This is a genomic window from Citrobacter europaeus (assembly GCA_020099315.1).
Classification (GTDB): domain Bacteria; phylum Pseudomonadota; class Gammaproteobacteria; order Enterobacterales; family Enterobacteriaceae; genus Citrobacter; species Citrobacter europaeus.
Window position 1 is genome coordinate 3360658 of the sequence record CP083650.1, and the last position, 26750, is coordinate 3387407.

A 26750-nucleotide genomic window follows, 5' to 3' on the forward strand; every position below is an offset into this window, starting at 1 on the left:
GGTTAACGTCTTATTCCGTTTCTTCTTCTTTCAGCGATTCATTCTTGGCGTTGCGGGTCATCCACAGCGCCAGGGCTTTCAGTGAGTCCGGCGTGAACTCGTCGCAGCGCGCGGTAATTTCTTCCGGCGTCAGCCAGCAAACTTCACTCACTTCTTCTTCCTGAAGCGCAAACGGCCCGTGGGAGACGCAGCTAAACAGCCCGCCCCACACGCGACAGTTCTGGTCTTCAAAATAAAACTGCCCATGCTCGGCAAACGGCACGCCCGCAATCCCCAGTTCCTCTTCCGCTTCACGGCGCGCTGAGTCCAGTAACTGCTCGTCAGCCTGCACGACACCGCCTGCGGTGGCATCCAGCATGCCGGGCAAAAAATCTTTTGTCTCAGTGCGACGCTGAACCAGAATTTTGCCCATACCATCGTGCACAACGATATACGTCGCACGATGGCGTAAGCGTTGCGCCCGCATTTGTTCCCGGCTGGATTGTGCAATGACTTCGTTGTCTTCATTCACAATATCCACCCATTCCGTACTTGCCAAACGACGCTGTTCCACCATCAGGAAACCTTCTTTTTTCTGGCGCTCTTACGGCGCGTTTATGTTTGTGGGGTAAATTACGGATTAATCTCGACCTGTGCAATAACACTTTGATCATTGAGTGCCATTACGCTGAGAACATTATCATCCAGAATCCCGTAACTTGCCGCAAAGCCCCCTTTCGGGATGCTTACCGAGCCGGGATTGAAGTGGTAAACATCCCCCTGCCGCTCAGCGACCGGCAGATGAGTATGCCCGTAAACCAGCACATCTCCTGCGTTGAGCGCCGGCATATTTTGCGGACCAAAAAGATGCCCGTGCGTCAAAAAGAGCCGCTGATTTTCGGTCAGAATTTGCTGCCACGGCGCGGTCATCGGAAAATGCAGGAGCATCTGATCCACTTCGCTGTCGCAGTTGCCACGCACCGCGATAATTCGCGCGGCCTGCTCATTCAGCCGCTCTGCAACCTGCGCTGGCGCATAGCCCTGGGGTAGCGCATTACGCGGCCCATGGTTTAAAACATCACCCAATATCACCAGCCATTGCGCACCGCTTGCGCTAAACAGTTCGAGTACGCGTTCCGTGGCTGGCAACGAACCATGAATGTCCGATGCGAACATCAGTTTCATCACTCACTCCTCGTTGAAAATTACCTTGTAATGATACTGGATTACGCCCCGTTTTTCAGCAGGAACGCTTCGCCGAAAGCGCGATAAAACGCTGGACAGAAGCGCGCTGCCACTGGAAGGCGGCGTATTCCGCAAGCGCCTGCGGAACCTCATCGCCGTTAAGAACCAGACGATTAAGCATTAGCGCTAAATCGCAGTCAGCGATACACCATTCGCCAAATAAATTCTGCTTACCGTGACTCAGTAAACTGCTCGCAGTAGCGAACAATTTTTCCGCACTGGCTTTTCCCGCGTCGCTTAATGGCCCCTTCTTCACGCCAGCAAAAACCACATCCGTTGATCGTTCTTCACGGATAGGCATTAAATCGCTGCGGATCCACGCCTGAACCTGACGCGCCCGCGCGCGCTTTTGTACATCGTGTGGGTAGATACGCTCCCACTGCGGTGGCGCAAAGCGCTCTTCCAGGAACTCAGTAATCGCTGATGATTCGCTCAGCTCGAAACCGTCGATTTCAAGAACCGGCACGCGGCGCGTCAACGCATAGCCTTGCCATGAAGGTTGCAAGTGTTCACCGCTGTTGAGATCAACGGTTTTCAGCGTAAAAGGCAGCCCTTTCTCTTGCAGAGCGACATAAACAGACAGCACGTAAGGGGAGAAAAAATTGGCATCTGACCACAGCGTAATTGCAGATTTGCTCATAATGTCCTCTGAAGTGTATTGGCTTGCCTTCAAAATATAGAGTCTTTCTCTCGCTGTCACTTGATGAAAACTCACGCACGCCAACAGGCTCTATACTTGTTATGACCCGGTTCATGACAAAACGGACGCTGAAAATGATCGATCTCTATTACACGCCATCGCCAAACGGTCACAAAATCACGCTTTTCCTTGAAGAGGCGCAGCTGCAATACCGTCTGATTCATGTCGATATCAGCAAAGGCAGCCAGTTTCGCCCTGACTTTCTGCAGATCTCGCCGAACAATAAAATCCCGGCCATTATCGACAGCGCCCCGGCGGACGGAGGAAGACCTATCAGCCTGTTTGAGTCCGGAGAAATTTTGCTCTATCTGGCGGAAAAGAGCGGTAAGCTGCTGAGCGGTGAGTTGCGTGAGCGCCACACCACGCTGCAGTGGCTGTTCTGGCAGGTCAGCGGGCTGGGCCCCATGCTGGGTCAGAATCATCATTTCAGCCACTACGCCCCACAAACGATTCCCTACGCCATTGAAAGATACCAGGTAGAAACCCAGCGCCTGTACAACGTGATGAATAAACGCCTGGAAACGTCCCCCTGGCTGGGAGGGGATCACTACAGCATTGCCGACATTGCCTGCTGGCCGTGGATCCACGCCCATCAGCGTCAGCGCATCGACCTCGACAACTATCCGGCGGTTAATAACTGGCACGAACGCATCCGTACGCGTCCCGCTACGGAACGCGCCATGCAGCAAGCACAGAGTGAGAAGCGGTGACGCGAATCGGTTCTCGTGTATCATGCAAAGGTTCATACATGGAGGAAACCTGCAATGTCACAACCTGACGCTATTATTCGTATAAAAAACCTTCGTCTGCGCACCTTTATCGGCATCAAAGAAGAGGAGATCCTTAACCGCCAGGATATCGTCATCAACATTGCCATTCACTATCCGGCAGACAAAGCCCGTGCCAGCGAAGATATCAACGACGCGCTGAATTATCGCACTATCACCAAGAGCATCATTGCCCACGTGGAGGGTAACCGCTTCTCATTGTTGGAAAAATTAACTCAAGATGTGCTCGATATCGCACGCGAACATCACTGGGTCACTTATGCTGAAGTGGAGATAGATAAACTTCACGCATTGCGTTACGCCGACTCAGTGTCTATGACGCTGAGCTGGCAGCGCTAAACGTAACCCGGGAGGCGACATGCAGATTCTGATTACCGGCGGTACTGGCCTGATTGGACGTCATCTGATCCCCCACCTGCTGGAACTGGGGCATCAGATAACCGTAGTGACTCGTTCCCCTGATAAGGCGCGTCAGATCCTCGACTCCCGGGTCACGCTGTCCAAAGGCCTGGCTGAGCGGCAAAACCTCAATGATGTTGATGCCGTGATTAACCTTGCCGGGGAGCCTATCGCAGATAAGCGCTGGAGCGCACAGCAAAAGGAACGCCTGTGCCAGAGCCGTTGGGGTATTACGCAGAAGCTGGTCGATTTAATCAATGCCAGCGAGACGCCGCCCGCGGTGCTTATTTCCGGTTCCGCTACCGGTTACTACGGTGATTTGGGCGAAGTTGTGGTCACGGAAGAAGAGCCGCCGCATAACGAATTTACCCACAAGCTGTGCGCCCGCTGGGAGCAAATTGCCAGCACTGCGCAGAGCGATAAAACTCGCGTGTGTATGCTGCGTACCGGCGTGGTATTGGCCTCTGCTGGCGGTATTCTGGCAAAAATGGTCCCGCCGTTTCGTCTTGGCTTAGGCGGCCCCATTGGCAACGGACGGCAGTATATGGCCTGGATCCATGTTGATGATATGGTCAACGGAATTATCTGGCTGCTGGATAACGATCTGCGCGGTCCCTTCAATATGGTTTCACCCTATCCGGTACACAATGAGCAGTTTGCCCATGCGCTGGGCCACGCGCTGAACCGCCCTGCCATTCTGCGCGTTCCCGCCAGCGTAATGCGTCTACTGATGGGTGAGTCTTCAGTGCTGGTTCTCGGCGGGCAGCGGGCGTTGCCAAAACGCCTGGAAGCGTCTGGTTTCGCCTTTCGTTGGTACGATTTAGAAGAAGCGCTGGCGGATGTCATTCGATAACCCTTAAGCGCTATTCACAGTCGCCGTTGCGGTGGTAAGGTTATAGACCAGATATCCGCAATGGCGACGTTATGGCGATAATTTCGACTCCCCGACTTACCCTCTCTTTGTTTCAGTTTTCTGACTGGTCATTTTTCCAGAGACTACGTGAATGTCCTGACGTCATGCGTTATATGGGCGATATCGCCCCAGCGAAAGATACGCGTCTGTTATTCGCCAGACGCCTTGCCGCACAGCACACTTTCGTCATCCGCGAGCATAACAACCCCACGCCGCTCGGCGATATTGGCCTGCAAATCAGTCACCTGTACCCGCACGAGGCCGACCTCGGCTACGCCATTATGCCGCAGGCTCAGGGGAAAGGTATTGCCAGCGAAGCCGTACGCGCGGTGTGCCAGTATGCCTTCGAGCAGACATCCGTCACGGCGATAAATGCTTACGCTCTTGCGGAGAATAAGGGCTCAGTACGGATTCTGGAAAAAACGGGCTTTGTGCGTACGCAGGTGCTGGAAAAAGCATATGAGATTGACGGCATCGCCTACGACGACTGGGTGTTTCGGCTGGAGCGTGACGCGCTAAAATTGTAAGCCCGGAAAGCGTAGCGCCTCCGGGCAGGTGATTTACTTCAACGAACCTTTGAGGAACTGCTGCAAACGTGGGCTTTGCGGATTACCGAATACCTGCTCCGGGTCGCCCTCTTCCTCAATTTTCCCCTGATGCAGGAAAATCACGTGCGTGGAGACATGACGGGCAAAACCCATTTCGTGGGTCACGACCACCATGGTTTTTCCCTCTTCGGCCAGTTGCTGCATAATGCGCAACACTTCGCCCACCAGCTCCGGATCAAGCGCCGAGGTGGGCTCATCAAACAGCAACACTTCCGGTTCCATCGCCAGCGCGCGGGCAATGGAGACGCGCTGCTGCTGACCACCGGACAGGTGCACCGGATATTTGCCCTGTGCGCGCTCATCAATGCCCACTTTAGCCAGATACTTCACCGCACGTTCGCGGGCTTCTTGCTTGCTCAGCCCCAGCACCTGGATCGGCGCTTCCATCACGTTTTCCAGCACCGTCATGTGGCTCCACAGATTAAAGTGCTGAAAGACCATCGTCAGTCGCGTTCGCAGCAGGCGCAGCTGATTTTTATCTGCAACCTTAAGCTGACCGTCTTTGTCGCGCACCAGACCAATATTCTGGCCACTGACGACAATCGACCCAGCGCTCGGTTTCTCGAGAAAGTTAATGCAGCGCAGAAAGGTACTTTTACCGGAACCTGACGAACCAATAATACTGATAACATCACCCGCGTTGGCCTGCAGCGATACCCCTTTCAGCACTTCATGTTCGCCGTAGTGCTTATGTAAATCGATAACGTTTAATTTATTTTCAGACATCGTGTTACTCGAATCATTTAGAGGATACATGCTGCAACCAGCGTTTTTCCGCTCTACGGAACAGACTGATCAGGACATACGAAATAATCAAATACAGTACAGCGGCAATACCGAATGCGGTAAACGGCTGATACGTTGCCGAGTTGATATCACGGGCGATTTTCAACAGGTCAGGCACCGTTGCGGTAAACGCCAGCGCCGTGGAGTGCAGCATTAAAATCACTTCATTGCTGTAAGCCGGCAGCGCAATACGCAGTGCGGAAGGCAAAATAATGCAACGATACAGTTTAAACGACGAGAACCCGTAAGCACGCGCGGCTTCAATCTCACCATGGGGCACGGAACGAATGGCCCCGGCGAAGATCTCCGTCGTATAGGCGCAGGTGTTCAGCGTCAACGCCAGCACGGTGCAATTCAGCCCACTGCGGAAAAACGCGTTGAGGAAATCCGTGCCTTTAACTATCTCCAGCGTATACATTCCGGAATAAAACACCAGTAGCTGTACGTACAGCGGCGTCCCACGAAAAATATAAGTGAATAGCCAGATAGGGAACTGGATAAATTTATTACTGGAAACACGACCAATTGCCAAAAACAGCGCCAGTATCCCGCCCATCACCACTGATGAAATCAGAAGCCACAGGGTGATAGCAACGCCGGTGTAGCGATATCCGTCGGTCCACAGCAGGGACTTCCAGTATTCCTGAATAATCTCGATCACAGGTCAGCCCTCTTCACACCCACGGAATAGCGGCGCTCAAGGTACAGCAGCACACCATTAGAAACAGTGGTAAACACCAGATAGATGACCCCGCACACTACGGCAAAATAGAACGGCTCCCAGGTACTCTTCCCGGCAAGCTGAGTGGCTTTCACCACGTCTTCAAGTCCTAGCAACGATACCAGCGCGGTGGCCTTAAGAATGACCTGCCAGTTGTTGCCAATTCCCGGTAAGGCATAGCGCATCATCGCCGGGAACATTATGCGGCGAAATATTTGTGAGCTGGTAAAACCGAATGCCGTCGCGGCTTCAATATGGCCTTTTGGTACGGCCATAAATGCGCCACGAAATGTTTCGGTAAAATAGGCGCCGTAGATAAACCCGAGCGTAATGATACCCGCGACCATTGGATCGATATCAATCTGGCCGATACCGATGGCATCGGTAACGGTGTTCAGCGCGATTTGTAATCCGTAGAAAATGAGCAGCATTAAGACCAGATCGGGCACGCCGCGGATAAGCGTGGTGTACCCTTCGAATATAAGCGCCAGCGCCCGGCTTTGCGACAGCTTTGCTGCCGCGCCGACTAAGCCTATCAGAACCGCCAGTACCACCGAGCTGAGTGCCAACTCGAGCGTAACAATTGCGCCCTGTAAAATAACACCTGAAAAGCCATACAACATGCTGCCTGTCCTGTCGTGTGTGGTGGAGTAATAAGCCTCTTTTGATTTCAGACTCACCGTTAAATGCCGGATGGCGGCTTTGCCTTATCCGGCCTACAAATCAACGTAGGCCGGATGAGCGCAGCGCCATCAGGCATAAATTCAACGTGTCAAAAATCTACGGGCTTTATCAGCACCTGCGGTGATTAACCGCCGTAAACATCAAAATCGAAGTACTTTTTCGCCAGCTTCTCGTAAGTACCGTCAGCTCGCATTTCGGCAAAGGCTTTGTTCAGCGCTTCGCGCAGCTCGTTGTCGTCTTTGCGCAGTCCCATACCGGTACCCACACCGAACAACTTCTCATCTTTCACAGACGGGCCGCCGAATTTGTAATCTTTACCAACTGGCTGCTTCAGGAAGCCTTCGCTGGCTGCGACTTCATCCTGGAATGCGGCATCAATACGCCCGGCAGTCAGGTCAGAATAGATATTGTCTTGCCCCTGATAGGAGACAATTTCAATGCCTTTTGGCGCCCAGTGTTCGTTGCCGAACGTTTCCTGAGTCGTGCCCTGCAGTACGCCAACACGTTTGCCTTTCAGCGACTCAATGGTCGGCTGAATAGCAGAATCTTTAGCGACAACCAGACGCGAATCGGCTGCATAAAGCTTGTCGGTAAAGGCGATTTCCTGCTGACGTTTTTCAGTAATGGAAAGCGAGGACATGATGGCATCGATTTTCTTCGCTTTTAGCGAAGGGATCAGCGCGTCCAGCGGGTTTTCCACGAAGGTACATTGTGTATTGATACGTTTGCACAGCTCTTTAGCCAGATCGATATCAAAACCGACTAATTCACCCTGCGCATTTTTCGATTCGAACGGCGCATAAGTAGGATCGGTACCGATACGAATTTTTTGCGGAATGGCTGCAAATGCTGCGGTAGCACTGGAGAAAGCCAGGACCAGAGAAAGAGACAACACCAGTTTTTTCATAACTATCCTCAACAGACTGTCTTTTATAGGGGATCTTTACAGGACCAGGTGCAGTTATCGTGCCATTAATCAGGCCGACAAGGCAAAGCATTCTACCCTGTCGGCGGTATTTATTTGCATGAAAAGCGCTTAAGTATGCACTCATGCTTATTAAGTCAGCGATAAAAGCACCAAAACAGTGCACTGAATTTATCATGCACCGTAATGGTTACCCGCAATGGTGCAGTCAATTCCCCGCTGCGGCGTATTAATCGCCGTAGACATTGAAGTTAAAATACTTGCTCGCCATTTTGTCGTAGGTGCCGTCTTTGCGCAGTTCGCCCAGCGCTTTATCGAAAGCGGCTTTCAGCTCTGCATCATCTTTGCGTAAGCCAATCCCGGTTCCGTCGCCAAAGTATTTTTTATCTTTTACTGATGGACCGGCAAAGACGTAGTCCTTACCAGCAGGCTGCTTCAGGAAGCCTTCGCTGGCCGCGACTTCATCTTGCAACGCCGCGTCCAGACGGCCCGCCGTCAGGTCAGAATAGATGAGGTCCTGGTTCGCATAGGCCACCACGTCCACGCCTTTGCTGCGCCAGTTGTCATTGGCATAGGCTTCTTGAGTCGAGCCTTGCAGGACGCCAACGTGCTTGCCCTTCAGGGAGTCCAGAGTCGGTTGAATCGGGGAACCTTTCGCGGCGATTAGACGTGAGTCTGCAGCGTAAAGTTTGTCTGAGAATGCAATCTCTTGCTGACGCTTCTCGGTGATAGAAAGCGAGGAGATGATGGCATCGATTTTTTTCGCTTTCAGCGACGGGATCAGCGCATCAAAGTCGCTGGCAACCCAGGTACATTTGATCTGCATGCGCTTACACATCTCATTTCCCAGATCGATATCAAAGCCGACGAAGTCGCCTTTGGCATCTTTAGAGGAAAAAGGTGCGTACGTTGTATCTGTACCAATACGAACCGTCTGCGGAAGTGCTGCGTAGCTGGCCGCGGTGGCGGAGAGTCCTACCAGCAAAGACAAAGCAAGAACCGTCTTCTTCATACATAACCCTCAAGTGGCGTAATTTTATTATGTTTTACGTTGTGTTGTGTGTTTGCAGACTTTTTCATGCAGGTCTTATGCCATTTTCGCGCCGATGAGGATATTCGACGTTAAATATGTTAATAAAACGTTGCAATAATGTCCTGATTTTGAAGATAGCAGGTCTGACGGTTGAACCGCAGCGTTTCGTTGAGTTTTAACGAATTAAATGTTGAGGATATGATCGCGGTTACAAAATTGCCCTGAAACAGGGCAACGGATGTTTCTTTGCACGCTGATGGAACGGCTTACGCCCCTTGCCAGCGGGTGAACAGATCCTGCGGAAGGGAGATATCAAACTGATCAAGTACGCGGTTAACCGTTTGATTAATCACATCATCCAGCGTTTGAGGGCGATGATAGAATGCCGGAACAGGCGGCATAATCACCGCGCCAATTTCCGCCGCCTGCGTCATCAGCCGCAGATGACCCAGATGCAACGGCGTTTCACGCACGCACAGCACCAACGGGCGACGTTCTTTTAACACCACGTCTGCCGCACGGGTAAGCAGTCCATCGGTGTAGCTGTGAACGATGCCAGAAAGCGTTTTGATTGAACACGGCAGAATAACCATTCCGGCGGTCTGAAAAGAACCGGAGGAGATACTGGCGGCGATATCGCGCGTATCGTGATTCACATTCGCCAGGGCCTGCACGTCGCGTACAGAGAGGTCCGTTTCCAGCGCCAGTGTCTGCCGGGCAGCGGCACTCATCACCAGATGGGTTTCCACATCGCTAACGTCACGCAAAACCTGCAGCAGGCGCACGCCGTAAATTGCCCCGCTTGCGCCAGAAATACCAATGATGAGTCGTTTCACTGTGAGAGCCTTTTCGTCGTAATGGCGAGACTTTGCCGGATTACGGCGTCGGGCGCAACTGTCAATGTGGCGCTGAACTGAGCGAGCTTTCACGAACCACCAGACGAACCGGCTGCAGCAGATTTCGTTCCCCTTGCTCATTGAGTAGCAAACGAAACGCATCCTGTCCAAGCTCGCGCTTATCAACCGCAATGGTGGTTAACGCCGGATGCGCCCAGGCCGCTGCATCAATATCATCGAATCCAACAATGGCGATATCTTCCGGCACCCTGATTCCTTTGCGCGCACAGACCCGCATCGCCACCAGCGCGGCAATATCGTTATAGGCAAAAATCGCATCCGGCGGCTGGGCCAGCGCCAGCAGTTTGTCCATCCCCTCAATCAGCGCCTGCTCAATATTTTTGACCGGCGGCGCTTCAACCTGATATTCCTCAGGAAGCGAGAGTCCGGCGTCAAACAGCGCCTGCTGATACCCTTCTACACGCTGGCGAATACTGTAATGTCGTTGCGAATGTCCAAGAAATGCAATGCGCTTGCGTCCCTGTTCAAGCAAGTGACGTGTAGCAATAAATCCGCCATGAAAATTATCCGGGTTGACGCAAGGAAAGTCGGCGGCCCACAGATCCACCAGCGCCACAGGCAATGCCAGCTTCCGCAATTCAGCAAGTATTTCAGCTTCCAGATAACCGGCGCAGATAAGCGCATCGGGCTGGTGCAGGTTAATCATCTCCGCCACCGAGTCTTCCGGTCCGATGGGTAAGAAACTCATCGCAATGTCATTTTCCCGACAAGCTTCAGCCACGCCGAGCATCACCGTGGAATAGAAAGGTAACGCGCTGGCGATATTGTGTTCGCGATGCAGCAAAAAAAGTAAGCGTTTAATACGACCGCTACGCAAACGGCCAAAATCGTAGCCCTCAGCCTGCGCAATCGTCAGTATTCTCTGACGCGTCTCCTCGCCAAGACCGGGTTGCCCTTTCAGCGCCCGGGAAACCGCAGCAATAGAAACACCGCATGCCGCTGCAATGTCTTTAATTCGGGTCTTTTTCGCCATTCCGTTTGTTTGCACCTGTCACGCGTTCTTCAGTCGACGTCTGATTCCATTAGCCGTAAGAATATCACTCTCACAGCAGACGATTAACAATACGTAATTTCCCCACAGAGTCACTAGCAGAACCGCTAATCGTGCTCCTCCACCCTGCATTTGTGATTAAAATCACTATTAATAATATTTTTCTAGTAAAAATCACGATCATTTTCACAGAGAAAGAAACACGCCATATACCAATGCTCCATAGCAGATCTATGCTCACCGCCGTTACTTGTTTAGTAAACACTGTCAGAGATAAGCCGTAATGACTCTTTAAATCATCCCCCTGTTCGAGGATTGGTTATGACAATTGCTGATAACCTGGATACTGATGTACAGACAATTGACGCGGGCGAGACGCTTTCGACCCGCGAAAAGATAGGCTATGGATTAGGCGATGCCGGCGGGCACTGCATCTCAGATTTGATAAGCGGCTTTTTGCTCTTTTTCTATACCGATGTTTTTGGCTTAAGCCCGGCCATTGTGGGGGCGATGTTTTTTGTTCTGCGTATTTTCGATGCCGTTTCTGACCCGGTGATGGGCGTGATTGCCGATCGTACCCGCAGCCGCTGGGGCCGTTTTCGTCCGTGGCAACTGTGGACCGCAGTACCGCTCGGCGTAATCGGCATTCTGACTTTCACGGTGCCGGATATGGGGCCAAACGCGAAAATTGCCTGGGCCTTTGGCACCTACTTCCTGCTCTCCATCGGCTATACCGCTAACAACGTTCCATACTGTGCGCTGATTAACGCAGTGACTAATCGACACGATCAGGTGATGTCTTGTCAGTCCTGGCGCTTTGTATTAAGCGGCATTGCGGGTTTCCTGGTCGCGGTAGGATTACCGTGGATGGTGGAGGTCTTTGGGCAGGGCAACCTGGCAAAAGGCTACCAATACGGCGTAACGGTACTGTGTACCGTGGGCGTGGTGATGTTTCTGCTGTGCTTCTTCTGGGTCAAAGAGCGCGTACCGTTATCGCTGGCGGGCAGCTTTACGTTGCGCGAACATCTGGCCGGGCTGCGTAAAAACGATCAGCTCTTGATGATGCTGGTGATGTCCTTCCTGCTGGTGAACATTCTGTGTATTCGCGGCGGCGGCTACATGTACTTTATCTCTTATGTCCTGCAGGGCAGCGCCGGGTTTATGTCGCTGTTTTTTGGCGTGGTGACCGTGGCATCCATTGCCGGGGCGATTATCGTCAATCCCCTCTCCCGCCGCTTTGATATGGTGAAACTGTATTTTTACACCAACCTGGCGCTGGTCGTCTTCGGTATCGCCATGTACTTTCTGCCGACCGGGCCGCAGTACCAGACCCTGTGGCTGGTTTGTATCTTAATCAACAACGTGGTGCTGGGTTTCACCCTGCCGCTGCACTTCTCCATTATGGCCTTTGCCGATGACTACGGTGAATGGAAAAACGGCGTTCGTTCATCCGGCATGAACTTCGCCTTCAACCTCTTTTTTATCAAGCTCTCCTGGGCATCGTCCGGGGGCATTATCAGCCTGATTCTGATTATGGTGGCCTATCGACCGGGGCTGGAAAACCAGACCGCGGCATCGATTCAGGGCATCACCCTGCTGCAAAGCATCGTACCCGCAATTTTCCATCTCGCGCTGGCGCTGTGCCTGCTCAAATGCCGTCTCAACGGCCCGATGATGCAGCAAATCTCAACCGATCTTCACCAACGACATTCACACATTTCCTGAGGTAAACATGATGCAGTCTGATGTGATTGAAGCCGACCTGAATAACATCACCATCACCGACCCGTTTTTAGGAGAGTACCAGCGTCTGATCCGCGACGTGGTTATCCCCTATCAATGGCAAGCGCTGAACGACGAGATCCCTGAAGCGGAGCCAAGCCACGCGCTGATGAACTACCGCATTGCCGCCGGACTTGAGCACGGTGAGTTTTATGGCATGGTATTTCAGGATAGCGATGTGACTAAATGGCTGGAAGCCGTGGCCTGGTCACTCAGTCAAAAGCCGGACGCACAGCTTGAGAAGACCGCCGATGAGGTCATCGAGCTGCTGGCAAAAGCGCAGTGTGAAGATGGTTATCTCAACACCTGGTACACCGTTAAAGAGCCGGGGCTGCGCTGGACCAACGTTGCGGAATGCCATGAGATGTACTGCGCCGGGCATCTGTTTGAAGCCGCAGTGGCCTTTTTTAACGCCACCGGCAAGCGTCGGCTGCTGGAGATAGCCTGCCGCTTCGCCGACCACATCGACACCGTTTTCGGCCCAAACGAAGGCCAGCTGCGCGGCTATCCGGGTCATCCGGAAATTGAGCTGGCGCTGATGCGCCTGTATGAAGTTACACAGGAACCACGCTATCAGGCGCTGGCACGCTTCTTTCTCGAAGAGCGCGGCCAGCAACCGTACTATTACGATATTGAGTTTGCTCAGCGCGGGGGCACCTGGCACTGGGATAACTGGGGCGAGGCATGGATGGTCAAAGATAAAGCCTATACCCACGCCCACAAACCGCTGGCGCAACAGAGCGAAGCCGTCGGCCATGCGGTACGTTCGGTGTATCTGATGACCGGGCTGGCGCATATCGCCCGCATGACGAACGACGAAGAAAAGCGCCAGACCTGCTTGCGCATCTGGAATAACATGGTGCAGCGCCGAATGTACATCACCGGCGGTATTGGCTCGCAAGGGATCGGCGAGGCCTTCACCAGCGATTACGATTTACCGAATGATACCGCCTATGGAGAAAGCTGCGCCTCCATCGGCCTGATGATGTTTGCCCGCCGCATGCTGGAAATGGAAGGCGACGCGCACTATGCCGATGTCATGGAACGCGCGTTTTACAACACGGTGCTGGGCGGGATGGCGCTGGACGGCAAACATTTCTTCTATGTGAACCCGCTGGAAACGCAACCCAAAAGTATTCCGCATAACCATATTTACGACCACATTAAGCCCGTGCGCCAACGCTGGTTCGGCTGCGCCTGCTGCCCACCAAACATCGCCCGTACGCTGGTCGCCATTGGTCACTATATTTTTACCCCACGCCCGGACGCGCTGTTTATTAACTTCTATGCCGGTAGCGAGGCGCAGTTTACGGTTGACGCTCAGACGCTGGCGCTCAAGATTGAGGGTAACTATCCGTGGGACGAGCAGGTCTCGATTCGCTTTAACCAGCCGCAGGTAGTCGAGCACACGCTGGCGCTGCGCCTGCCAGAGTGGTGCGCGGCACCAATGGTGCAGGTAAACGGCGAAGCGGCTCAGGGCAAAATGGTGAAAGGTTATCTGCACCTGCATCGCCAGTGGCAGGAAGGAGACATCATTACCCTAAATCTGCCGATGCCCGTTCGTCGCGTGTATGCCAATCCGCTGGTGCGCCATGCGGCGGGTAAAGTGGCGATTCAGCGTGGGCCTCTGGTCTACTGTCTGGAAGAGGCGGATAACGACGCACAACTGCACAACCTGTCGCTACCGAAGGCGAGCGCGTTTCGTGAGATTCAGGGCGTGGGCTTGCTGAAAGGGAAAGTGCTGCTACAAGCGGAAGGCGTACGCGTGTTGACCGCGCATGAGGATAAGCCGCTATACAGCTTTGATAATCGCCAGACGGCGGTTGAGAAGCAGACGCTGACCTTTATCCCGTGGTTTAGCTGGGCCAACCGCGGCGAAGGCGAAATGCGAATTTGGGTCGACGAGGTGTAGCCATAAAAAAGCCGGATGGAGGCTACGCCTTATCCGGCTTACAACGATGATGGACTGTAGACCGGATAAGACGCAATGCGTCGCCATCCGGCATGTCCAGTTTTAACCTTCGTTGTGCATCTCAAGGTTTTCCGCTTCGTTCTGACGCAACACCGCTTTGGCATCGTCATTACGCAGGGAGTCGAGGAAATCGAGATATTGCTGGTCGACGTCTTTAGTAACGTACACGCCGTTAAACACTGAACATTCAAACTGCTGAATATCCGGGTTTTCCGCGCGGACCGCTTCAATCAGATCGTTCAGATCCTGGAAGATGAGCCCGTCTGCGCCGATTATCTGGCGAATCTCGTCGACTTCGCGACCATGAGCAATCAGCTCCGTCGCCGTAGGCATATCGATACCATAAACGTTCGGGAAGCGAATTTCCGGGGCAGCAGAAGCCAGATACACCTTCTTCGCTCCGGCTTCACGCGCCATCTCGATAATCTGTTCTGAGGTGGTGCCACGTACGATAGAGTCATCCACCAGCAGCACGTTCTTATCACGGAACTCCGCACGGTTGGCGTTCAGCTTACGGCGCACGGATTTACGGCGCAGCTGCTGGCCCGGCATGATAAAGGTACGTCCCACGTAGCGGTTTTTCACAAATCCCTGACGGTACGGCTTACCGAGGATACGAGCAATTTCCAGCGCGATATCACAGGAGGTTTCCGGAATCGGGATCACCACGTCAATGTCCAGATCTTCCCACTCACGAGCAATTTTTTCGCCAAGCTTAGTACCCATGTTTACGCGGGCACTGTAGACGGAAATCTTGTCGATAAAGGAGTCAGGACGTGCGAAGTAAACATATTCAAACAGGCACGGATTGCTGACCGGGTTATCGGCACACTGGCGGGTAAACAGCTGACCTTTTTCGGTGATATACACCGCTTCGCCGGGTGCTACGTCGCGCAGGAATTCAAAGCCCAGCGTATCCAGCGCTACGCTCTCGGACGCCACCATGTACTCGGTACGACCATCGCCGATATCGCGTTTACCCAATACCAACGGGCGGATACCGTTAGGATCGCGGAAGGCAACCATACCGTGGCCGATAATCATCGCCACGCAGGCATAGGCGCCGCGGATCTGGCGGTTGGTTGCGGCAATAGCAGCAAAAATATTGTCGGCTTCCAGCGGATAGTGGCGGAAGTTATCCAGCTCGCTGGCGAAAATATTCAGCAGAATTTCAGAATCTGAAGTGGTATTGATGTGGCGGCGCTTTTCTTCAAACAGCTTTTTACGTAGCTCATGCGCGTTGGTCAGGTTGCCATTATGGGCAAGCGTGATGCCATACGGTGAGTTGACGTAAAAAGGTTGAGCTTCGGAGGCGCTGGAGCTGCCAGCCGTTGGGTAACGCACATGACCGATGCCCATATTGCCCTGCAAACGCTGCATATGGCGCGCTTCAAAAATATCGCTCACCATTCCGTTTGCTTTACGCAAGCGGAAGCAGTTGTTGGCATCAATGGTGATGATGCCTGCGGCATCCTGACCACGATGCTGGAGCACCGTTAACGCGTCATAAATCGACTGGTTTACCGGCATAACACCGGCGATACCGACAATACCGCACATACGTCTTTTCCTCGTTCAGCAACAACCCAAAGTTTATACTTTGGGCAAGAAACTTGACGAGCTTTGCAGATAGTCAAAGAACCATCTGATGATGAAACTGAACTGCGGGATCAGCTGCGACTTACTCCAGTCTTCACTTTTCGACAGACCGGTAAAGGTATCGAGAAAGAACAGTATGGCGGCGACGATCAGCGCTCCTCGCAGAGCACCAAAGCAGATCCCCAACACCCTGTCGGTACCCGACAAACCTGTTTTCTCTACCAGTTGGCCTATCACAAAGTTAACGATAGCGCCGACGATAAGTGTCGCGATAAACAGTATCGCGATAGCAATCCCATTTCGAACCAGTTCGTCTTCAAAGCCCGTAAACCAGACAGACAGGTAAGTGTAGTAATGGCTGGCGACAAAGAAAGCACAACCCCAAGTCACCAACGATAATGCTTCACGAACAAAGCCACGGATCAGGCTAACCAGACAGGAAAAACCAATCACCGCGATAATGGCGTAATCAATCCAGACCATAAGTGTCCCACGATTTTACGCCCTGTCGTCCTGTTCGGGGCGCATTCTAACAGAAAAAGAAAACGTTTGCGTAGGGATTTCCTTTCCACGCGTAAATAAAAATGGCGCTGAAAAAATCTTCAACGCCATACCGTTTTATGACTCTTCGGGCAGTGCCGGATAGCGGTGAAAACACCCTATCCGGCCTGAATAAGAGCAGCGCCGAGAACAGCGCAATCCCTTAATTAGGGGTGTACCCCATCACGACGCCACTCAGACCAGAGATCTTCTGCAGCTCGCCCAGCGAGTTCTTTAGCTTATCTTTGGAGGCGTCAGGCCCTACGAGAATACGGGTTATTTTACCCTGCACCGGCGTCGACGGGGAAGTATATACCCGGAAGCCCGCGCCACGAAGTTTACCCACGATCTCATTGACCTTATCCGCATTTTTCAGCGCACCAAGCTGTACAACGTACGCTTTACCAGTCGGCGCTGGCGGTTCCTCAACAGCCGGTTTAGGCGCTGGGGTCGGTGCAGGCGTCGGAGCGACGGCAACAGGCTGCGGCTTCGGTTTGGGCTTCGGCTGCTCTACGGGCGCAGGGACAGGATCTAACTCCGCGCTGTTTGCCGTCGTCAAACGTGACGGATCCAACGATGGCGCGGCAGCATCACCCGCCCGCACCTCTTCTGCCGCCCCTTCCGGCGGCTGGGTCGGCAGCGCCTGCGTTGCCGCAGGCATCATGTCTGGTTCATCGCGATCGCCGGGTTTCGGCACCAGAGGGATCGCCGCAAACTCATCCTGATAATGCTTTTTCTGCCCGTCAAGCAGCCCGGGGAGCACAATCACCCCCAGCGCGACCAGCACAATTGTGCCGACTAATCGATTCTGAAACTTACTCGCCACCGCTTCTCCCCACGTCTATCACTTCCATGACATGTGCGACAGTGTGAAACGATCCACACACCAACACGGTATCTTCTGGCTTCGCCTCAGCGAGTGCTGCAGACCATGCCTGCGCCACGCTGTCATAGGCGTTGCCTTTGCCCAGGTGCTCCAGCAGTTGTTCTGCCGTTGCACCACGCGGCCCTTCCAGGGGCGCACAGTACCAAGCGTCAACCACGCTTTTTAACCAGGCTAACGTACCGGCAATATCTTTATCATGTAGCATACCGATAACCGCAAGTACACGCCCGCTTTTCACTAACTTTTTCAGACGTCCGGTCAAATACTCCGCCGCATGCGGGTTATGGGCGACATCAAAAATCACCCGCGGCGACTCGCTCACAATCTGAAAACGCCCCGGTAAAATCGCTTTTTCGATACCCTCACGAATCGCCTGCTCGCTGACGTTAAGCCCGCTTGCGCGAAGCGCGGCCAGTGCGGTAGCGGCGTTAGGTTGTGGAACCTGCGGCAACGGCAGGTGCGACAACGTTCCATGAGCGTCCGTAAACGACCAGTCATTCTCCGTGACCGCATAGCGCCAGTCCACGCCGCAGCGTTGCAAAATCGCCCCGCTCTCTTGCGCGACATCGGCGATGGTGTAAGGCATTTCCGGTTCGCCGACGATAGCCGGTTTCTCTGCGCGGAAAATTCCCGCCTTCTCACGACCGATGCTTTCGCGATCCGGGCCCAGCCAGTCAGTATGGTCGAGTGCAATGCTGGTCACCACAGCGACATCGGCATCAACGATATTGGTCGCATCAAGGCGGCCGCCTAACCCAACTTCCAGAATGACGACATCCAGTTGAGCCTGTTTAAACAGCCAGAGCGCTGATAACGTACCGTATTCAAAGTAGGTCAGAGAAATGTCGCCACGCGCATCTTCAATCTCAGCAAATGAGGCGGTATGCGCGGATTCCGGCAGTTCACGTCCCTGCACGCGCACGCGTTCCGTGTAGCGCACCAGATGGGGTGAACTGTAAACGCCAACTTTATAACCTGCTGCGGTCAGCACAGATTCCAGCGTACGGCAGGTTGTGCCTTTCCCGTTGGTTCCCGCCACTGTAAAAACAAATGGCGCGGGTTTCAACACACCGAGTTTGCGCGCCACCTGACTGACGCGTTCAAGGCCAAGATCGATGGTTTTACTGTGCAGGTTTTCCAGATAAGAAAGCCACGATGCCAGGGGCGACGCGGCTTGAGGAATACGTTTATTGTCCATGATGGCTGTAGATTCTTTACGTTGAGGAAAGCAAAAGGGCAGCGCCAACCGGCCTGCCCTTTTTTACACGTCGTTTTTCACGTTGCAGATGCGTTGGCTGTACTCGCTCTCCCGAATCACTTACCGGTGTAAGCTCATCGGGATCAACGCTTTTATCGCCTGCCTGCAACCCGAAACCCATAGAGTAAACTATCAGGCCTCTGGTTCCTGCTCGGGAACCGGAGGTACCACCTCGCCTTCACGCGGCTCATCCGGATTCGGCGCAGGCAGATTCATCAGCTTCGCCAGAATGCTTGCCAGTTTCAGGCGCATTTCCGGACGGCGGACGATCATATCGATAGCGCCTTTTTCAATCAGGAACTCGCTGCGCTGGAATCCCGGCGGCAGTTTCTCACGTACGGTTTGCTCGATAACACGCGGACCCGCGAAGCCGATCAGTGCTTTCGGTTCTGCAATGTTAAGATCGCCCAGCATCGCGAAGCTCGCGGAAACACCGCCCATCGTTGGGTCGGTCAGTACAGAAATATACGGTAAACCGCGTTCCTGCATTTTCGCCAGCGCGGCAGAGGTTTTCGCCATCTGCATCAGAGACATCAGCGCTTCCTGCATACGCGCCCCGCCAGAAGCGGAGAAGCAGATCAGCGGACAGTTATCTTCCAGCGCCTGCTCAACGGCGCGGACAAAACGCGCACCGACCACAGAGCCCATGGAGCCGCCCATAAACGCGAACTCGAATGCAGCAGCAACGACCGGCATACCGTGGAGCGTGCCTTTCATCACCACCAGCGCATCTTTCTCACCGGTTTCTTTCTGCGCAGAAGCCAGTCTGTCTTTGTATTTTTTGGAGTCACGAAACTTCAGCACGTCTTTCGGCTCAAGCTCGCTACCCAGTTCCACAAGAGAACCTTCATCTAACAGGCTATGCAGGCGATTGCGCGCCGACATGCGCATATGATGGTCACACTTCGGACAGACCTCAAGATTACGTTCCAGCTCAGCACGGTATAAAACCTGACCGCAGCTATCACACTTGGTCCACACCCCTTCAGGAATGCTTGCCTTGCGGGTGGGAGTAATGTTGCTTTTAATTCGTTCAATCCAGCTCATTGGTGACCTTTCTGCCTGAACCCTAGTCAGCTTTGTAATAAGGGGCGCATAATGCCATTTTTGCCCCTAACAGACCATGAATGTTGCACATTAAAACATAACAGCCCGAAACTTTGGATAAAAAAGTGGTCGAACCGCTGAGTTACTTTCTATTTTGCAGCCCGTGACGCAGCACGTTTATGGCGAATCACTTCAATTACGCCCGGCAATACGGAAAGGACGATAATCGCCACAATCAGTAATTTCAGGTTTTCCTGAACGATCGGCAGATCGCCGAACAGATAGCCTGCATAGGTGAACAGCAATACCCACAGCAGCGCGCCTGCGACGTTATACATCGCAAAATGACGGTAGGACATGTGCCCCATCCCGGCAACAAACGGCGCGAATGTACGCACGATAGGCACGAAACGCGCCAGGATAATCGTTTTGCCGCCATGACGCTCGTAGAACGCATGGGTTTTATCCAGGTAACTGCGACGGAAAATTTTAGAGTTCGGGTTACTGAAAAGTTTTTCACCGAACAACCGGCCAATCGTGTAGTTCACCGCATCGCCGATAATCGCCGCCACAATCATCAACATCACCATCAGATGAACGTTGAGATCGTTAGTTGGCAGCGCAGAAAGCGCACCAGCGACAAACAACAGCGAGTCTCCCGGCAAGAACGGCGTTACCACCAGTCCGGTTTCGCAGAACAGGATCAGAAACAGAATCGCGTATACCCAGATACCGTATTCCGCAACCAGCTCCGCCAGGTGCACATCAATGTGCAAGATAAAATCGATAAGAAAGTAAATCAGGTCCATAGTTTTGCCTTTATACGACTCAAATTAGTCCGCCAGAAATAGCGGGCCCATAGGCGGTTTTGGCAGGTCGAACCGTTCCGGGTAATCTACCGCAACCAGATACAGCCCTTCCGCTTTCGCCGTTGCCGCTGCCAGCGTTCTGTCCTTCGCCGCTAACAGTTCTGCTATCCAGCTCTCCGGCTGGTTGTGGGCGCCTACTTCCATCAGGCTGCCGACAATATTCCTGACCATATGATGTACAAAGGCATTCGCTTTAATATCCACCACCACATATGCACCGAAACGTTCGACGTTAATGTGCATCACGTTGCGCCACGGTGTGCGCGACTGACACTGCACCGCCCGAAACGAGGTAAAATCATTTTCGCCAATCAGACACTGGGCAGCACGATGCATACGCTCAGCGTCCAGCGGTTCATAGTAATGGGTTACCCCTTTACCCAAAACCGCAGGGCGCAACCGATGATTGTAGATGATGTAGCGATAACGGCGAGCCGTGGCGCTAAAACGGGCATGAAAATCATCGGGTACAGCTTTCACCCAGCGTACAGCGATGTCACCAGGTAAATTCGCATTTACCCCCAGTGTCCAGGCCGCATCTTTACGCAGGGCGGTCGTTTCAAAGTGCACAACCTGCCCCGTGCCATGAACACCTGCATCCGTGCGTCCGGCACAAAAGACATTGATACGCTCATTCGCCACCTGAGAGAGCGCTTTTTCCAGTTTTTCCTGAACGCTACGCACTTCGTTCTGGCGCTGCCAGCCATAATATTTGCTGCCGTCATACTCAATGCCCAGCGCAATTTTATGGGTTGCAGGCTGTTGCTGGTCAGACATTAGTACAGGTACTCCTGTACCAGTTTTTCCGCAATTTTCACCGCCATCAACGCGCCGCCGAAGCGTACGTTGTCTGCCACAGACCAGAACTGAACCTGCTCCGGCATACCGTAATCGTTATGCACACAGCCAATTGACAGGTGCGGAGTGCCCGAGGCATCGCCAACCTGGGTCGGGAAATCAGTCTCTTCCGACAACACCACGTCCTCACCGCGTGAAAACGCATCACGTGCTTCTTCCGCCGCCAGCGGACGCAGAGCTTCAAAATTCACCATCTGCGCATGGCCATAAAACACGGGCGACTGCACGATGCTGGCGGAGATCAGCAGTCCGTCGTCCTGCATAATTTTGCGCACTTCATCGACAATACGACGCTCTTCCCGCACGCTACCTTCGCGATCTGGCAGCAGCGGCAGCATGTTGAACGCCAACTGACGGCCAAAGAAATCATCTTCGTCAATCGGGATGCCGTTAAGCAGTTTCGCACTCTGTCCGGCCAACGCATCGACGGCTTTTTTACCGTGAGCGGAAGCCGAAATAATATTGGTCACCGTAATACGTGACAGACCGCCGTCATCAATCAGCGGCTTCAGCGCAGACAGCAGTTGGCTGGTCAGGCTGTCAGGGACCGCAATCACATTACGGTTGCGGTAATCCGCCAGCACGAACGGGTTAACGTCCGGAACCACCAGCGGAACGTCCGGCTCAAGCGCGAACAGGCCACTGCTGTCGATAACCAGACAACCGGCATTGGTCGCTTCTTCGACCCATGCGGCGGTGGCTTCTGCGCCCGCAACGAAAAATGCTAACTGCGCCTGCGTCCAGTCAAAGTCTGCAACGTCCTGCACAATGACCGATTTACCGTTAAAACGCAGATGCTCGCCGGCGCTTTCATTACGCGCCAGCGCATAAATTTCACCGACCGGGAACTGGCGTTCAGCCAGCGTATCGAGCAGGGCTTCGCCTACGGCGCCCGTAGCGCCAAGAATGGCAATATTCCAGCCTTCAGACATGGTGATTTACTCCAGAAATACGTAAGCGTCCCTGTCGTATTATTCGACAGGGAGCATTAAGAAGACATTAATGTGCCGGGTGGTGAACCGCGTTAAAACCCAGCTTACACAGCAAGGCCGCAGCCGTTGCGTCGTCACACATCACGTATAAAGACGACCATTCACGGCGCTCAAGATAATTTTTACGCAGTTTATCAAACTCACCCGGAATTCCAGCGACTTTACGCAGCGGCGCATCATCGCGGCGCACATCATACACTAAATGCGCCAGCCTTTTCAGCGTTGGCTGATCTAACGGGCCATGCAGAGTGATACGACCAAATTCAGGCGCCGGTAACAGGGTATTCAGCGCCACGTGCTGTTCGCGACCAATAAACTTGCTATAGGCCTCAAAGACCTGCGTGGTGCCACGCGCTTTTCCTTCCAGGGTGTACCCGGCAATGTGCGCTGTGCCGATATCGGCTTTCTCCAGCAATGCCACATTGAGATCCGGCTCCCCTTCCCAGACATCCAGTACGACGCTCAGCGACTGACCTGCATTCAATCGGTTCAGCAATGCCGTATTGTCGATGACTGGCCCGCGGCAGGCGTTGATCAGAATGGTGCCCGGCTTCAGTCGGCTAATCAGCGCGTCATCCGCGAGGTGCAACGTCTTGTACGGTCCGTCTTTGAACAGCGGCGTATGGAAAGTCAGCACATCGGCTTGCTCTACCAGTTCATCCAGCGTGCAGAAATTGCCTTCGTCACCGCGATCGGCTCGCGGTGGATCGCACAGCAGCGTACGGATCCCCAGCGCTTCCAGGCGCGTCTGTAAACGTCCGCCCACGTTACCCACGCCCACGATGCCCACTGTACGATCGCATAACGCAAACCCGTCACGCTCCGCCAGCATCAGCAGTGCTGAAAACACATATTCCACGACCGCAATCGCGTTACAGCCGGGGGCGGCGGAAAAACCGATCTTCGACTGCGCAAGCCAGGCTTCATCCACATGGTCCGTGCCTGCGGTTGCCGTACCGACAAATTTAACCGGTTTTCCGCTAAGCAGTGATTCATTTACTTTCGTCACCGAGCGCACCATTAAGGCATCTGCATCATCCAGTTCGGCAACGGGAATCGGGCGACCGGGAACCGCTTTTACCTCCCCCAAACGACTGAACAGTTCGCGGGCATAGGGCATATTTTCATCAACGAGGATTTTCACGTCTTTCGCACCTGTTTGAGAACGAGAGTTAACCGGGCAAGTGTGCCATAATCTCGCCGCCAGGCATACTGCGAGACCTGGTCAGCACAGATTTAAGGAACAGAGATGATGCAGCCCATTTCAGGTACGCCCGCTCGCCCTCCCGGCGAAGGCCAAAATGCCCCTTCCGCGGCGGGTGAACAACCGTTATCCACACAACAACGTACCGTGCTGGAGCGACTGATTACCCGTCTGATTTCACTCACCCAACAGCAAAGCGCCGAGGTGTGGGCCGGAATGAAGCACGATCTGGGCGTTAAAAGTGATACGCCGTTGCAGTCACGTCACTTTCCTGCCGCTGAGCAAAACCTTAACCAACGGCTGGGGGTTGCTCAGCAAAATCATGCTAATCGTCAGGTGCTGTCGCAGCTCACTGAATTACTGAGTCAGGGAAATAACCGCCAGGCGGTAAGTGATTTTATCCGTCAGCAGTATGGGCAAACGGCGCTTAGCCAGCTCACGCCTGAGCAGTTGAAGAACGTGCTCACGCTGCTGCAGCAAGGGCAACTTTCGATACCGCAACCGCAGCAGCGCCCGGCCACCGATCGTCCGTTGCTCCCCGCTGAGCACAATACGCTGAACCAGTTGGTTACCAAACTGGCGGCGGCCACGGGAGAATCCGGGAAGATGATCTGGCAGTCGATGCTGGAGCTGTCTGGCGTAAAAAGCGGAGAGCTGATCCCCGCCAAACAATTTACGCATCTGGTCACCTGGCTGCAGGCGCGCCAGACGCTCAGCCTGCAAAGCGCCCCAACACTGCAAACGCTCCAGGCGGCGCTAAAGCTGCCATTAGAGCCGAATGAGCTGACGGCAATAAAAGAGTACGCGCAGCAGACGTATCAGATCCAACCACAAACGATTCTGACCACGGTGCAGGTGCAGGACTTGCTGAATCAAATCTTCCTGCGCCGCGTGGAACGAGAACGCGAGCTCAGCGATCCGCGTCATCTGCAGCCCATTTACAGCCCGTTCGCGCCGATGATTGAAACGGTTAAATCTCTGTCGGCACGACCGGGACTGCTGTTTATTGCGTTGATGATTGCGTTAGCCATTTTCTGGCTGGTCGCTTAACCTTTACGCAGCGTTAGCAGCGTTACAATAATGCCCACCACGGCGGATATCGCCCCGGCAAGGAATACCGAGGGATAACCGTATGCGGTGGCCAGCACCCCGGCGATCGGACCACTTATGCCGTAGGAGATATCCTGAAACGCGGCATAACCGCCCAGCGCTGTACCGCGAACCTGCGCGGGCACTCGCTTCACGACCTCGACGCCCAATGCCGGGAAGATAAGCGAACACCCGGCCCCGGTTAATGCCGCCCCGAGCAGCGCAATCCAGGCCGATGGGGCCTGCCACAGCAGAATCAGTCCTGCGGTTTCCACCAGCAAGGAGACAACGGCGACCTTCACGCCGCCGAACCGGTCCGGCATCCAGCCAAACAGAATGCGCATCAGCACAAACGCCCCACCAAACGCGGTCAGGGTGAACCCCGCCATCGTCCAGCCGTTGCTGACAAAATAGAGTGAAATAAACGTACCGATCACCGCAAAGCCAACGCCCTGCAGCGCCAGGCCCAGGCCCGGTTTCCAGATAAGCCCTACCACGCTCCATAACGAAGGACGTTCTCCTGCATGAGCAGGCACTTTGCGCACGGTGCCATTGAATACCCATGCCAGCAGCGGTAAAACCATCGTCGTCCCCGCCAGCGCCGCAAAACCAAAGTGGCTGTGGATCAACAGGCCCAACGGCGCACCGGCAGCCAGCGCACCGTAAATCGCCATCCCGTTCCACGACATCACCTTACCCGAACGTGTTGGCCCGACCAGCCCAAGTCCCCAGGTCAGCGTCCCGGTGAGCAACTGGCTTTCGCCAAAACCGAGGATCAAACGACCGACGATTAACAACGCAAATTTTACGGGGACAGAAACAGGCAATAGCGCGGCTAAAAGCCACGCCGCGCCCGCCAGCCCACAGGCAAACATCCCCTGTAGCGCCGAACGTTTAGCGCCATATTGATCGGCCAGGCGCCCGGCGTAGCCGCGCGTTAATACCGTTGCCAGAAACTGTACGCCTACGGCGATACCGACCATGGTATTGCCATAGCCGAGCTCCTGGTGCACAAACAGAGGAATGACGGGCAAAGGTAAACCGACCGTCATATAGGTCAGGAAAACCGCAAAAGCGATGCGAAACAGCGAAAAGTTCGCCGAAGGTGTTTTTTCTTGTTGAGTTACAACTGTCATGCGTTACTCCAAAATGCAGAGTAAGGCGAGGAATGCCCACGCCCCCTCTACCTGACTATCAGGATTAAGGTGCGTTGGATAACGTTAAACGCTTACGCATTATCAAGAGGATAATGTTGAAGCTGGAGTCTGCCTGCGAGGGGCTAAACTTGTCAACCTTGAAATCACTGAACACCACACAAAACAAATGGTTATTCTCTCTAAGAAAAGCACAAACAATGAGGAAAAAGTTGTCAATCAGGAAGACACTCAACGATCAGTTTCGCCAGAATATTTTAGGGACACGGAAATGAAAGCATTTTCGCTTATTGCTCTCATCCTGGTGCTTTGCGGCTGCTCTGCGCCTCATCGGGACAGCACACAAGATGTAAAACAGTTCTATCTCGCGTGGATGTCCGCCTACACACAAGATCGGGATACGTCCGCACTCATGCAACTTTATGTGGCGAAAGACGTTATCGACCGTCTGGCGCTGATTGACAGTCTTTACGAGCAGGAAATAATGGATTCTGACTACTTTATGTACGTGCAGGATTACGCCCCTGAATGGATCCCACTGTTACGGGTTGGGGCGGCCCAGCCCTTTCTCGGTGGCGAAAAGGTGGAAGTACAATTAGGTGGACCGACAGGCGAAGCGCCCATGCAGTTGGAAGTGTATACCCGTTGGGAAGAGGGTCGCTGGAAAATTTATCGTGTGCGGGATCTGGGCAATCAATTTGAACAGCCAATCTACAGCGCCGGTAATATTGCGCAAGCCAGGGCATGGTCTGCGGAGATCGCACCGGAGTACGAAAAGATGAAAAAATAAAAAAGGGAGCCATTAGGCTCC

Annotated in this window: 28 protein-coding genes; 8 read left to right on the plus strand and 20 right to left on the minus strand. The window is 53.7% G+C overall.

Annotated features, from left to right (window positions below; genetic code table 11):
• Window positions 1–10: 10 nt before the first annotated feature.
• The 3 genes from yfcD to yfcF are packed head-to-tail and all read right to left on the minus strand — an operon-like array spanning window position 11 to window position 1864.
• Window positions 11–556 (minus strand): NUDIX hydrolase YfcD, encoded by a 546-nt coding sequence (gene yfcD, locus LA337_15895; GenBank protein ID UBI14661.1) that lies wholly within the window; start codon window positions 554–556, stop codon window positions 11–13.
• A gap of 56 nt (window positions 557–612) precedes the next feature.
• Window positions 613–1164 carry a phosphodiesterase gene (gene yfcE / locus LA337_15900; GenBank protein ID UBI14662.1) on the minus strand — a complete coding sequence of 184 codons (552 nt, stop codon included), beginning with the start codon at window positions 1162–1164 and terminating at the stop codon, window positions 613–615.
• A 55-nt stretch (window positions 1165–1219) separates the two neighbouring features.
• A complete protein-coding gene (yfcF, locus tag LA337_15905) occupies window positions 1220–1864 on the minus strand; it encodes a glutathione transferase (GenBank protein ID UBI14663.1) in 645 nt (214 codons plus the stop codon).
• A 134-nt stretch (window positions 1865–1998) separates the two neighbouring features.
• Here yfcF and yfcG point away from each other — a divergent pair, with 134 nt between their 5' ends.
• From yfcG to LA337_15925, 4 genes are all read left to right on the plus strand, one after another.
• Window positions 1999–2634, plus strand: coding sequence for a GSH-dependent disulfide bond oxidoreductase (yfcG, locus tag LA337_15910; GenBank protein ID UBI18488.1), 636 nt, complete (start codon window positions 1999–2001; stop codon window positions 2632–2634).
• Between the two features lie 54 nt (window positions 2635–2688).
• Window positions 2689–3051, plus strand: a complete 363-nt coding sequence (gene folX, locus LA337_15915; protein UBI14664.1) for a dihydroneopterin triphosphate 2'-epimerase — start codon at window positions 2689–2691, stop codon at window positions 3049–3051.
• 19 nt (window positions 3052–3070) lie between these two features.
• Window positions 3071–3964 carry a TIGR01777 family oxidoreductase gene (locus LA337_15920; GenBank protein ID UBI14665.1) on the plus strand — a complete coding sequence of 298 codons (894 nt, stop codon included), beginning with the start codon at window positions 3071–3073 and terminating at the stop codon, window positions 3962–3964.
• A 71-nt stretch (window positions 3965–4035) separates the two neighbouring features.
• The gene (locus LA337_15925; GenBank protein UBI14666.1) at window positions 4036–4551 is read left to right on the plus strand and encodes a GNAT family N-acetyltransferase; all 516 of its coding nucleotides are present in this window, start codon (window positions 4036–4038) and stop codon (window positions 4549–4551) included.
• Between the two features lie 33 nt (window positions 4552–4584).
• Here the strand turns inward: LA337_15925 and hisP are convergent, their stop codons facing one another.
• From hisP to LA337_15960, 7 genes are all read right to left on the minus strand, one after another.
• A complete protein-coding gene (hisP, locus tag LA337_15930; protein ID UBI14667.1) occupies window positions 4585–5358 on the minus strand; it encodes a histidine ABC transporter ATP-binding protein HisP in 774 nt (257 codons plus the stop codon).
• 13 nt (window positions 5359–5371) lie between these two features.
• Window positions 5372–6079: a histidine ABC transporter permease HisM gene (gene hisM / locus LA337_15935; protein ID UBI14668.1), complete on the minus strand. Its 708-nt coding sequence runs from the start codon at window positions 6077–6079 to the stop codon at window positions 5372–5374.
• Window positions 6076–6762 (minus strand): histidine ABC transporter permease HisQ, encoded by a 687-nt coding sequence (locus LA337_15940; GenBank protein ID UBI18489.1) that lies wholly within the window; start codon window positions 6760–6762, stop codon window positions 6076–6078. The genes hisM and LA337_15940 overlap by 4 nt, the downstream gene beginning before the upstream one ends.
• A 185-nt stretch (window positions 6763–6947) precedes the next feature.
• Window positions 6948–7730, minus strand: a complete 783-nt coding sequence (hisJ, locus tag LA337_15945; GenBank protein ID UBI14669.1) for a histidine ABC transporter substrate-binding protein HisJ — start codon at window positions 7728–7730, stop codon at window positions 6948–6950.
• 247 nt (window positions 7731–7977) lie between these two features.
• Window positions 7978–8760 carry a lysine/arginine/ornithine ABC transporter substrate-binding protein ArgT gene (gene argT, locus LA337_15950; GenBank protein UBI14670.1) on the minus strand — a complete coding sequence of 261 codons (783 nt, stop codon included), beginning with the start codon at window positions 8758–8760 and terminating at the stop codon, window positions 7978–7980.
• Window positions 8761–9047: 287 nt separating this feature from the next.
• Window positions 9048–9617, minus strand: a complete 570-nt coding sequence (locus LA337_15955) for a UbiX family flavin prenyltransferase (GenBank protein UBI14671.1) — start codon at window positions 9615–9617, stop codon at window positions 9048–9050.
• A gap of 61 nt (window positions 9618–9678) precedes the next feature.
• On the minus strand, window positions 9679–10671 hold the full coding sequence (locus LA337_15960) for a LacI family transcriptional regulator (protein ID UBI14672.1): 993 nt from the start codon (window positions 10669–10671) through the stop codon (window positions 9679–9681).
• A 339-nt stretch (window positions 10672–11010) separates the two neighbouring features.
• Here LA337_15960 and LA337_15965 point away from each other — a divergent pair, with 339 nt between their 5' ends.
• Window positions 11011–12414: an MFS transporter gene (locus LA337_15965; GenBank protein UBI14673.1), complete on the plus strand. Its 1404-nt coding sequence runs from the start codon at window positions 11011–11013 to the stop codon at window positions 12412–12414.
• Between the two features lie 7 nt (window positions 12415–12421).
• Complete coding sequence (locus LA337_15970) at window positions 12422–14383, plus strand: glycoside hydrolase family 127 protein (protein ID UBI14674.1); 1962 nt, start codon at window positions 12422–12424, stop codon at window positions 14381–14383.
• Window positions 14384–14485: 102 nt separating this feature from the next.
• On the opposite strand, the gene purF is transcribed toward LA337_15970, so the two are convergent.
• The 9 genes from purF to pdxB form a co-directional block, all read right to left on the minus strand.
• On the minus strand, window positions 14486–16003 hold the full coding sequence (gene purF / locus LA337_15975; protein ID UBI14675.1) for an amidophosphoribosyltransferase: 1518 nt from the start codon (window positions 16001–16003) through the stop codon (window positions 14486–14488).
• Between the two features lie 33 nt (window positions 16004–16036).
• Window positions 16037–16525: a colicin V production protein gene (cvpA, locus tag LA337_15980; GenBank protein UBI14676.1), complete on the minus strand. Its 489-nt coding sequence runs from the start codon at window positions 16523–16525 to the stop codon at window positions 16037–16039.
• Between the two features lie 220 nt (window positions 16526–16745).
• Window positions 16746–17408 carry a cell division protein DedD gene (gene dedD, locus LA337_15985; GenBank protein UBI14677.1) on the minus strand — a complete coding sequence of 221 codons (663 nt, stop codon included), beginning with the start codon at window positions 17406–17408 and terminating at the stop codon, window positions 16746–16748.
• Complete coding sequence (gene folC / locus LA337_15990; GenBank protein ID UBI14678.1) at window positions 17398–18666, minus strand: bifunctional tetrahydrofolate synthase/dihydrofolate synthase; 1269 nt, start codon at window positions 18664–18666, stop codon at window positions 17398–17400. The genes dedD and folC overlap by 11 nt, the downstream gene beginning before the upstream one ends.
• Window positions 18667–18858: 192 nt before the next feature.
• A complete protein-coding gene (accD, locus tag LA337_15995; GenBank protein UBI14679.1) occupies window positions 18859–19773 on the minus strand; it encodes an acetyl-CoA carboxylase, carboxyltransferase subunit beta in 915 nt (304 codons plus the stop codon).
• Between the two features lie 149 nt (window positions 19774–19922).
• The gene (locus LA337_16000) at window positions 19923–20582 is read right to left on the minus strand and encodes a DedA family protein (protein ID UBI14680.1); all 660 of its coding nucleotides are present in this window, start codon (window positions 20580–20582) and stop codon (window positions 19923–19925) included.
• Window positions 20583–20606: 24 nt separating this feature from the next.
• Window positions 20607–21419 (minus strand): tRNA pseudouridine(38-40) synthase TruA, encoded by an 813-nt coding sequence (gene truA / locus LA337_16005; GenBank protein ID UBI14681.1) that lies wholly within the window; start codon window positions 21417–21419, stop codon window positions 20607–20609.
• Window positions 21419–22432 carry an aspartate-semialdehyde dehydrogenase gene (locus tag LA337_16010; protein UBI14682.1) on the minus strand — a complete coding sequence of 338 codons (1014 nt, stop codon included), beginning with the start codon at window positions 22430–22432 and terminating at the stop codon, window positions 21419–21421. Before LA337_16010 ends, truA begins: the two co-directional genes overlap by 1 nt.
• A gap of 67 nt (window positions 22433–22499) precedes the next feature.
• Window positions 22500–23636, minus strand: a complete 1137-nt coding sequence (pdxB, locus tag LA337_16015) for a 4-phosphoerythronate dehydrogenase PdxB (GenBank protein ID UBI14683.1) — start codon at window positions 23634–23636, stop codon at window positions 22500–22502.
• 108 nt (window positions 23637–23744) lie between these two features.
• Here pdxB and flk point away from each other — a divergent pair, with 108 nt between their 5' ends.
• Complete coding sequence (flk, locus tag LA337_16020) at window positions 23745–24746, plus strand: flagella biosynthesis regulator Flk (protein ID UBI18490.1); 1002 nt, start codon at window positions 23745–23747, stop codon at window positions 24744–24746.
• Here the strand turns inward: flk and LA337_16025 are convergent.
• On the minus strand, window positions 24743–25921 hold the full coding sequence (locus tag LA337_16025; GenBank protein ID UBI14684.1) for an MFS transporter: 1179 nt from the start codon (window positions 25919–25921) through the stop codon (window positions 24743–24745). The two genes, flk and LA337_16025, sit on opposite strands and share 4 nt — an antisense overlap.
• A 289-nt stretch (window positions 25922–26210) precedes the next feature.
• On the opposite strand from LA337_16025, the gene LA337_16030 reads away from it, so the two are divergent.
• Window positions 26211–26729, plus strand: coding sequence for a YbjP/YqhG family protein (locus LA337_16030; protein UBI14685.1), 519 nt, complete (start codon window positions 26211–26213; stop codon window positions 26727–26729).
• The last annotated feature ends 21 nt before the right edge of the window (window positions 26730–26750 follow it).

What these genes read in the sequence shown, in the direction of transcription:
- LA337_15920 (UBI14665.1), top strand. Translation starts at nt 3,071, where the DNA reads ATGCAGATTCTGATTACCGGCGGTACTGGCCTGATTGGACGTCATCTG.
- truA (UBI14681.1), bottom strand. Translation starts at nt 21,419, where the DNA reads ATGTCTGACCAGCAACAGCCTGCAACCCATAAAATTGCGCTGGGCATT.
- LA337_16030 (UBI14685.1), top strand. Translation starts at nt 26,211, where the DNA reads ATGAAAGCATTTTCGCTTATTGCTCTCATCCTGGTGCTTTGCGGCTGC.
- LA337_15970 (UBI14674.1), top strand. Translation starts at nt 12,422, where the DNA reads ATGATGCAGTCTGATGTGATTGAAGCCGACCTGAATAACATCACCATC.
- LA337_15965 (UBI14673.1), top strand. Translation starts at nt 11,011, where the DNA reads ATGACAATTGCTGATAACCTGGATACTGATGTACAGACAATTGACGCG.
- folX (UBI14664.1), top strand. Translation starts at nt 2,689, where the DNA reads ATGTCACAACCTGACGCTATTATTCGTATAAAAAACCTTCGTCTGCGC.
- LA337_15925 (UBI14666.1), top strand. Translation starts at nt 4,036, where the DNA reads ATGGCGATAATTTCGACTCCCCGACTTACCCTCTCTTTGTTTCAGTTT.
- argT (UBI14670.1), bottom strand. Translation starts at nt 8,760, where the DNA reads ATGAAGAAGACGGTTCTTGCTTTGTCTTTGCTGGTAGGACTCTCCGCC.
- LA337_16010 (UBI14682.1), bottom strand. Translation starts at nt 22,432, where the DNA reads ATGTCTGAAGGCTGGAATATTGCCATTCTTGGCGCTACGGGCGCCGTA.
- yfcF (UBI14663.1), bottom strand. Translation starts at nt 1,864, where the DNA reads ATGAGCAAATCTGCAATTACGCTGTGGTCAGATGCCAATTTTTTCTCC.
- folC (UBI14678.1), bottom strand. Translation starts at nt 18,666, where the DNA reads ATGGACAATAAACGTATTCCTCAAGCCGCGTCGCCCCTGGCATCGTGG.
- cvpA (UBI14676.1), bottom strand. Translation starts at nt 16,525, where the DNA reads ATGGTCTGGATTGATTACGCCATTATCGCGGTGATTGGTTTTTCCTGT.
- hisJ (UBI14669.1), bottom strand. Translation starts at nt 7,730, where the DNA reads ATGAAAAAACTGGTGTTGTCTCTTTCTCTGGTCCTGGCTTTCTCCAGT.
- yfcD (UBI14661.1), bottom strand. Translation starts at nt 556, where the DNA reads ATGGTGGAACAGCGTCGTTTGGCAAGTACGGAATGGGTGGATATTGTG.
- hisP (UBI14667.1), bottom strand. Translation starts at nt 5,358, where the DNA reads ATGTCTGAAAATAAATTAAACGTTATCGATTTACATAAGCACTACGGC.
- LA337_16025 (UBI14684.1), bottom strand. Translation starts at nt 25,921, where the DNA reads ATGACAGTTGTAACTCAACAAGAAAAAACACCTTCGGCGAACTTTTCG.
- LA337_15940 (UBI18489.1), bottom strand. Translation starts at nt 6,762, where the DNA reads ATGTTGTATGGCTTTTCAGGTGTTATTTTACAGGGCGCAATTGTTACG.
- yfcG (UBI18488.1), top strand. Translation starts at nt 1,999, where the DNA reads ATGATCGATCTCTATTACACGCCATCGCCAAACGGTCACAAAATCACG.
- LA337_16000 (UBI14680.1), bottom strand. Translation starts at nt 20,582, where the DNA reads ATGGACCTGATTTACTTTCTTATCGATTTTATCTTGCACATTGATGTG.
- LA337_15960 (UBI14672.1), bottom strand. Translation starts at nt 10,671, where the DNA reads ATGGCGAAAAAGACCCGAATTAAAGACATTGCAGCGGCATGCGGTGTT.
- accD (UBI14679.1), bottom strand. Translation starts at nt 19,773, where the DNA reads ATGAGCTGGATTGAACGAATTAAAAGCAACATTACTCCCACCCGCAAG.
- flk (UBI18490.1), top strand. Translation starts at nt 23,745, where the DNA reads ATGCAGCCCATTTCAGGTACGCCCGCTCGCCCTCCCGGCGAAGGCCAA.
- yfcE (UBI14662.1), bottom strand. Translation starts at nt 1,164, where the DNA reads ATGAAACTGATGTTCGCATCGGACATTCATGGTTCGTTGCCAGCCACG.
- purF (UBI14675.1), bottom strand. Translation starts at nt 16,003, where the DNA reads ATGTGCGGTATTGTCGGTATCGCCGGTGTTATGCCGGTAAACCAGTCG.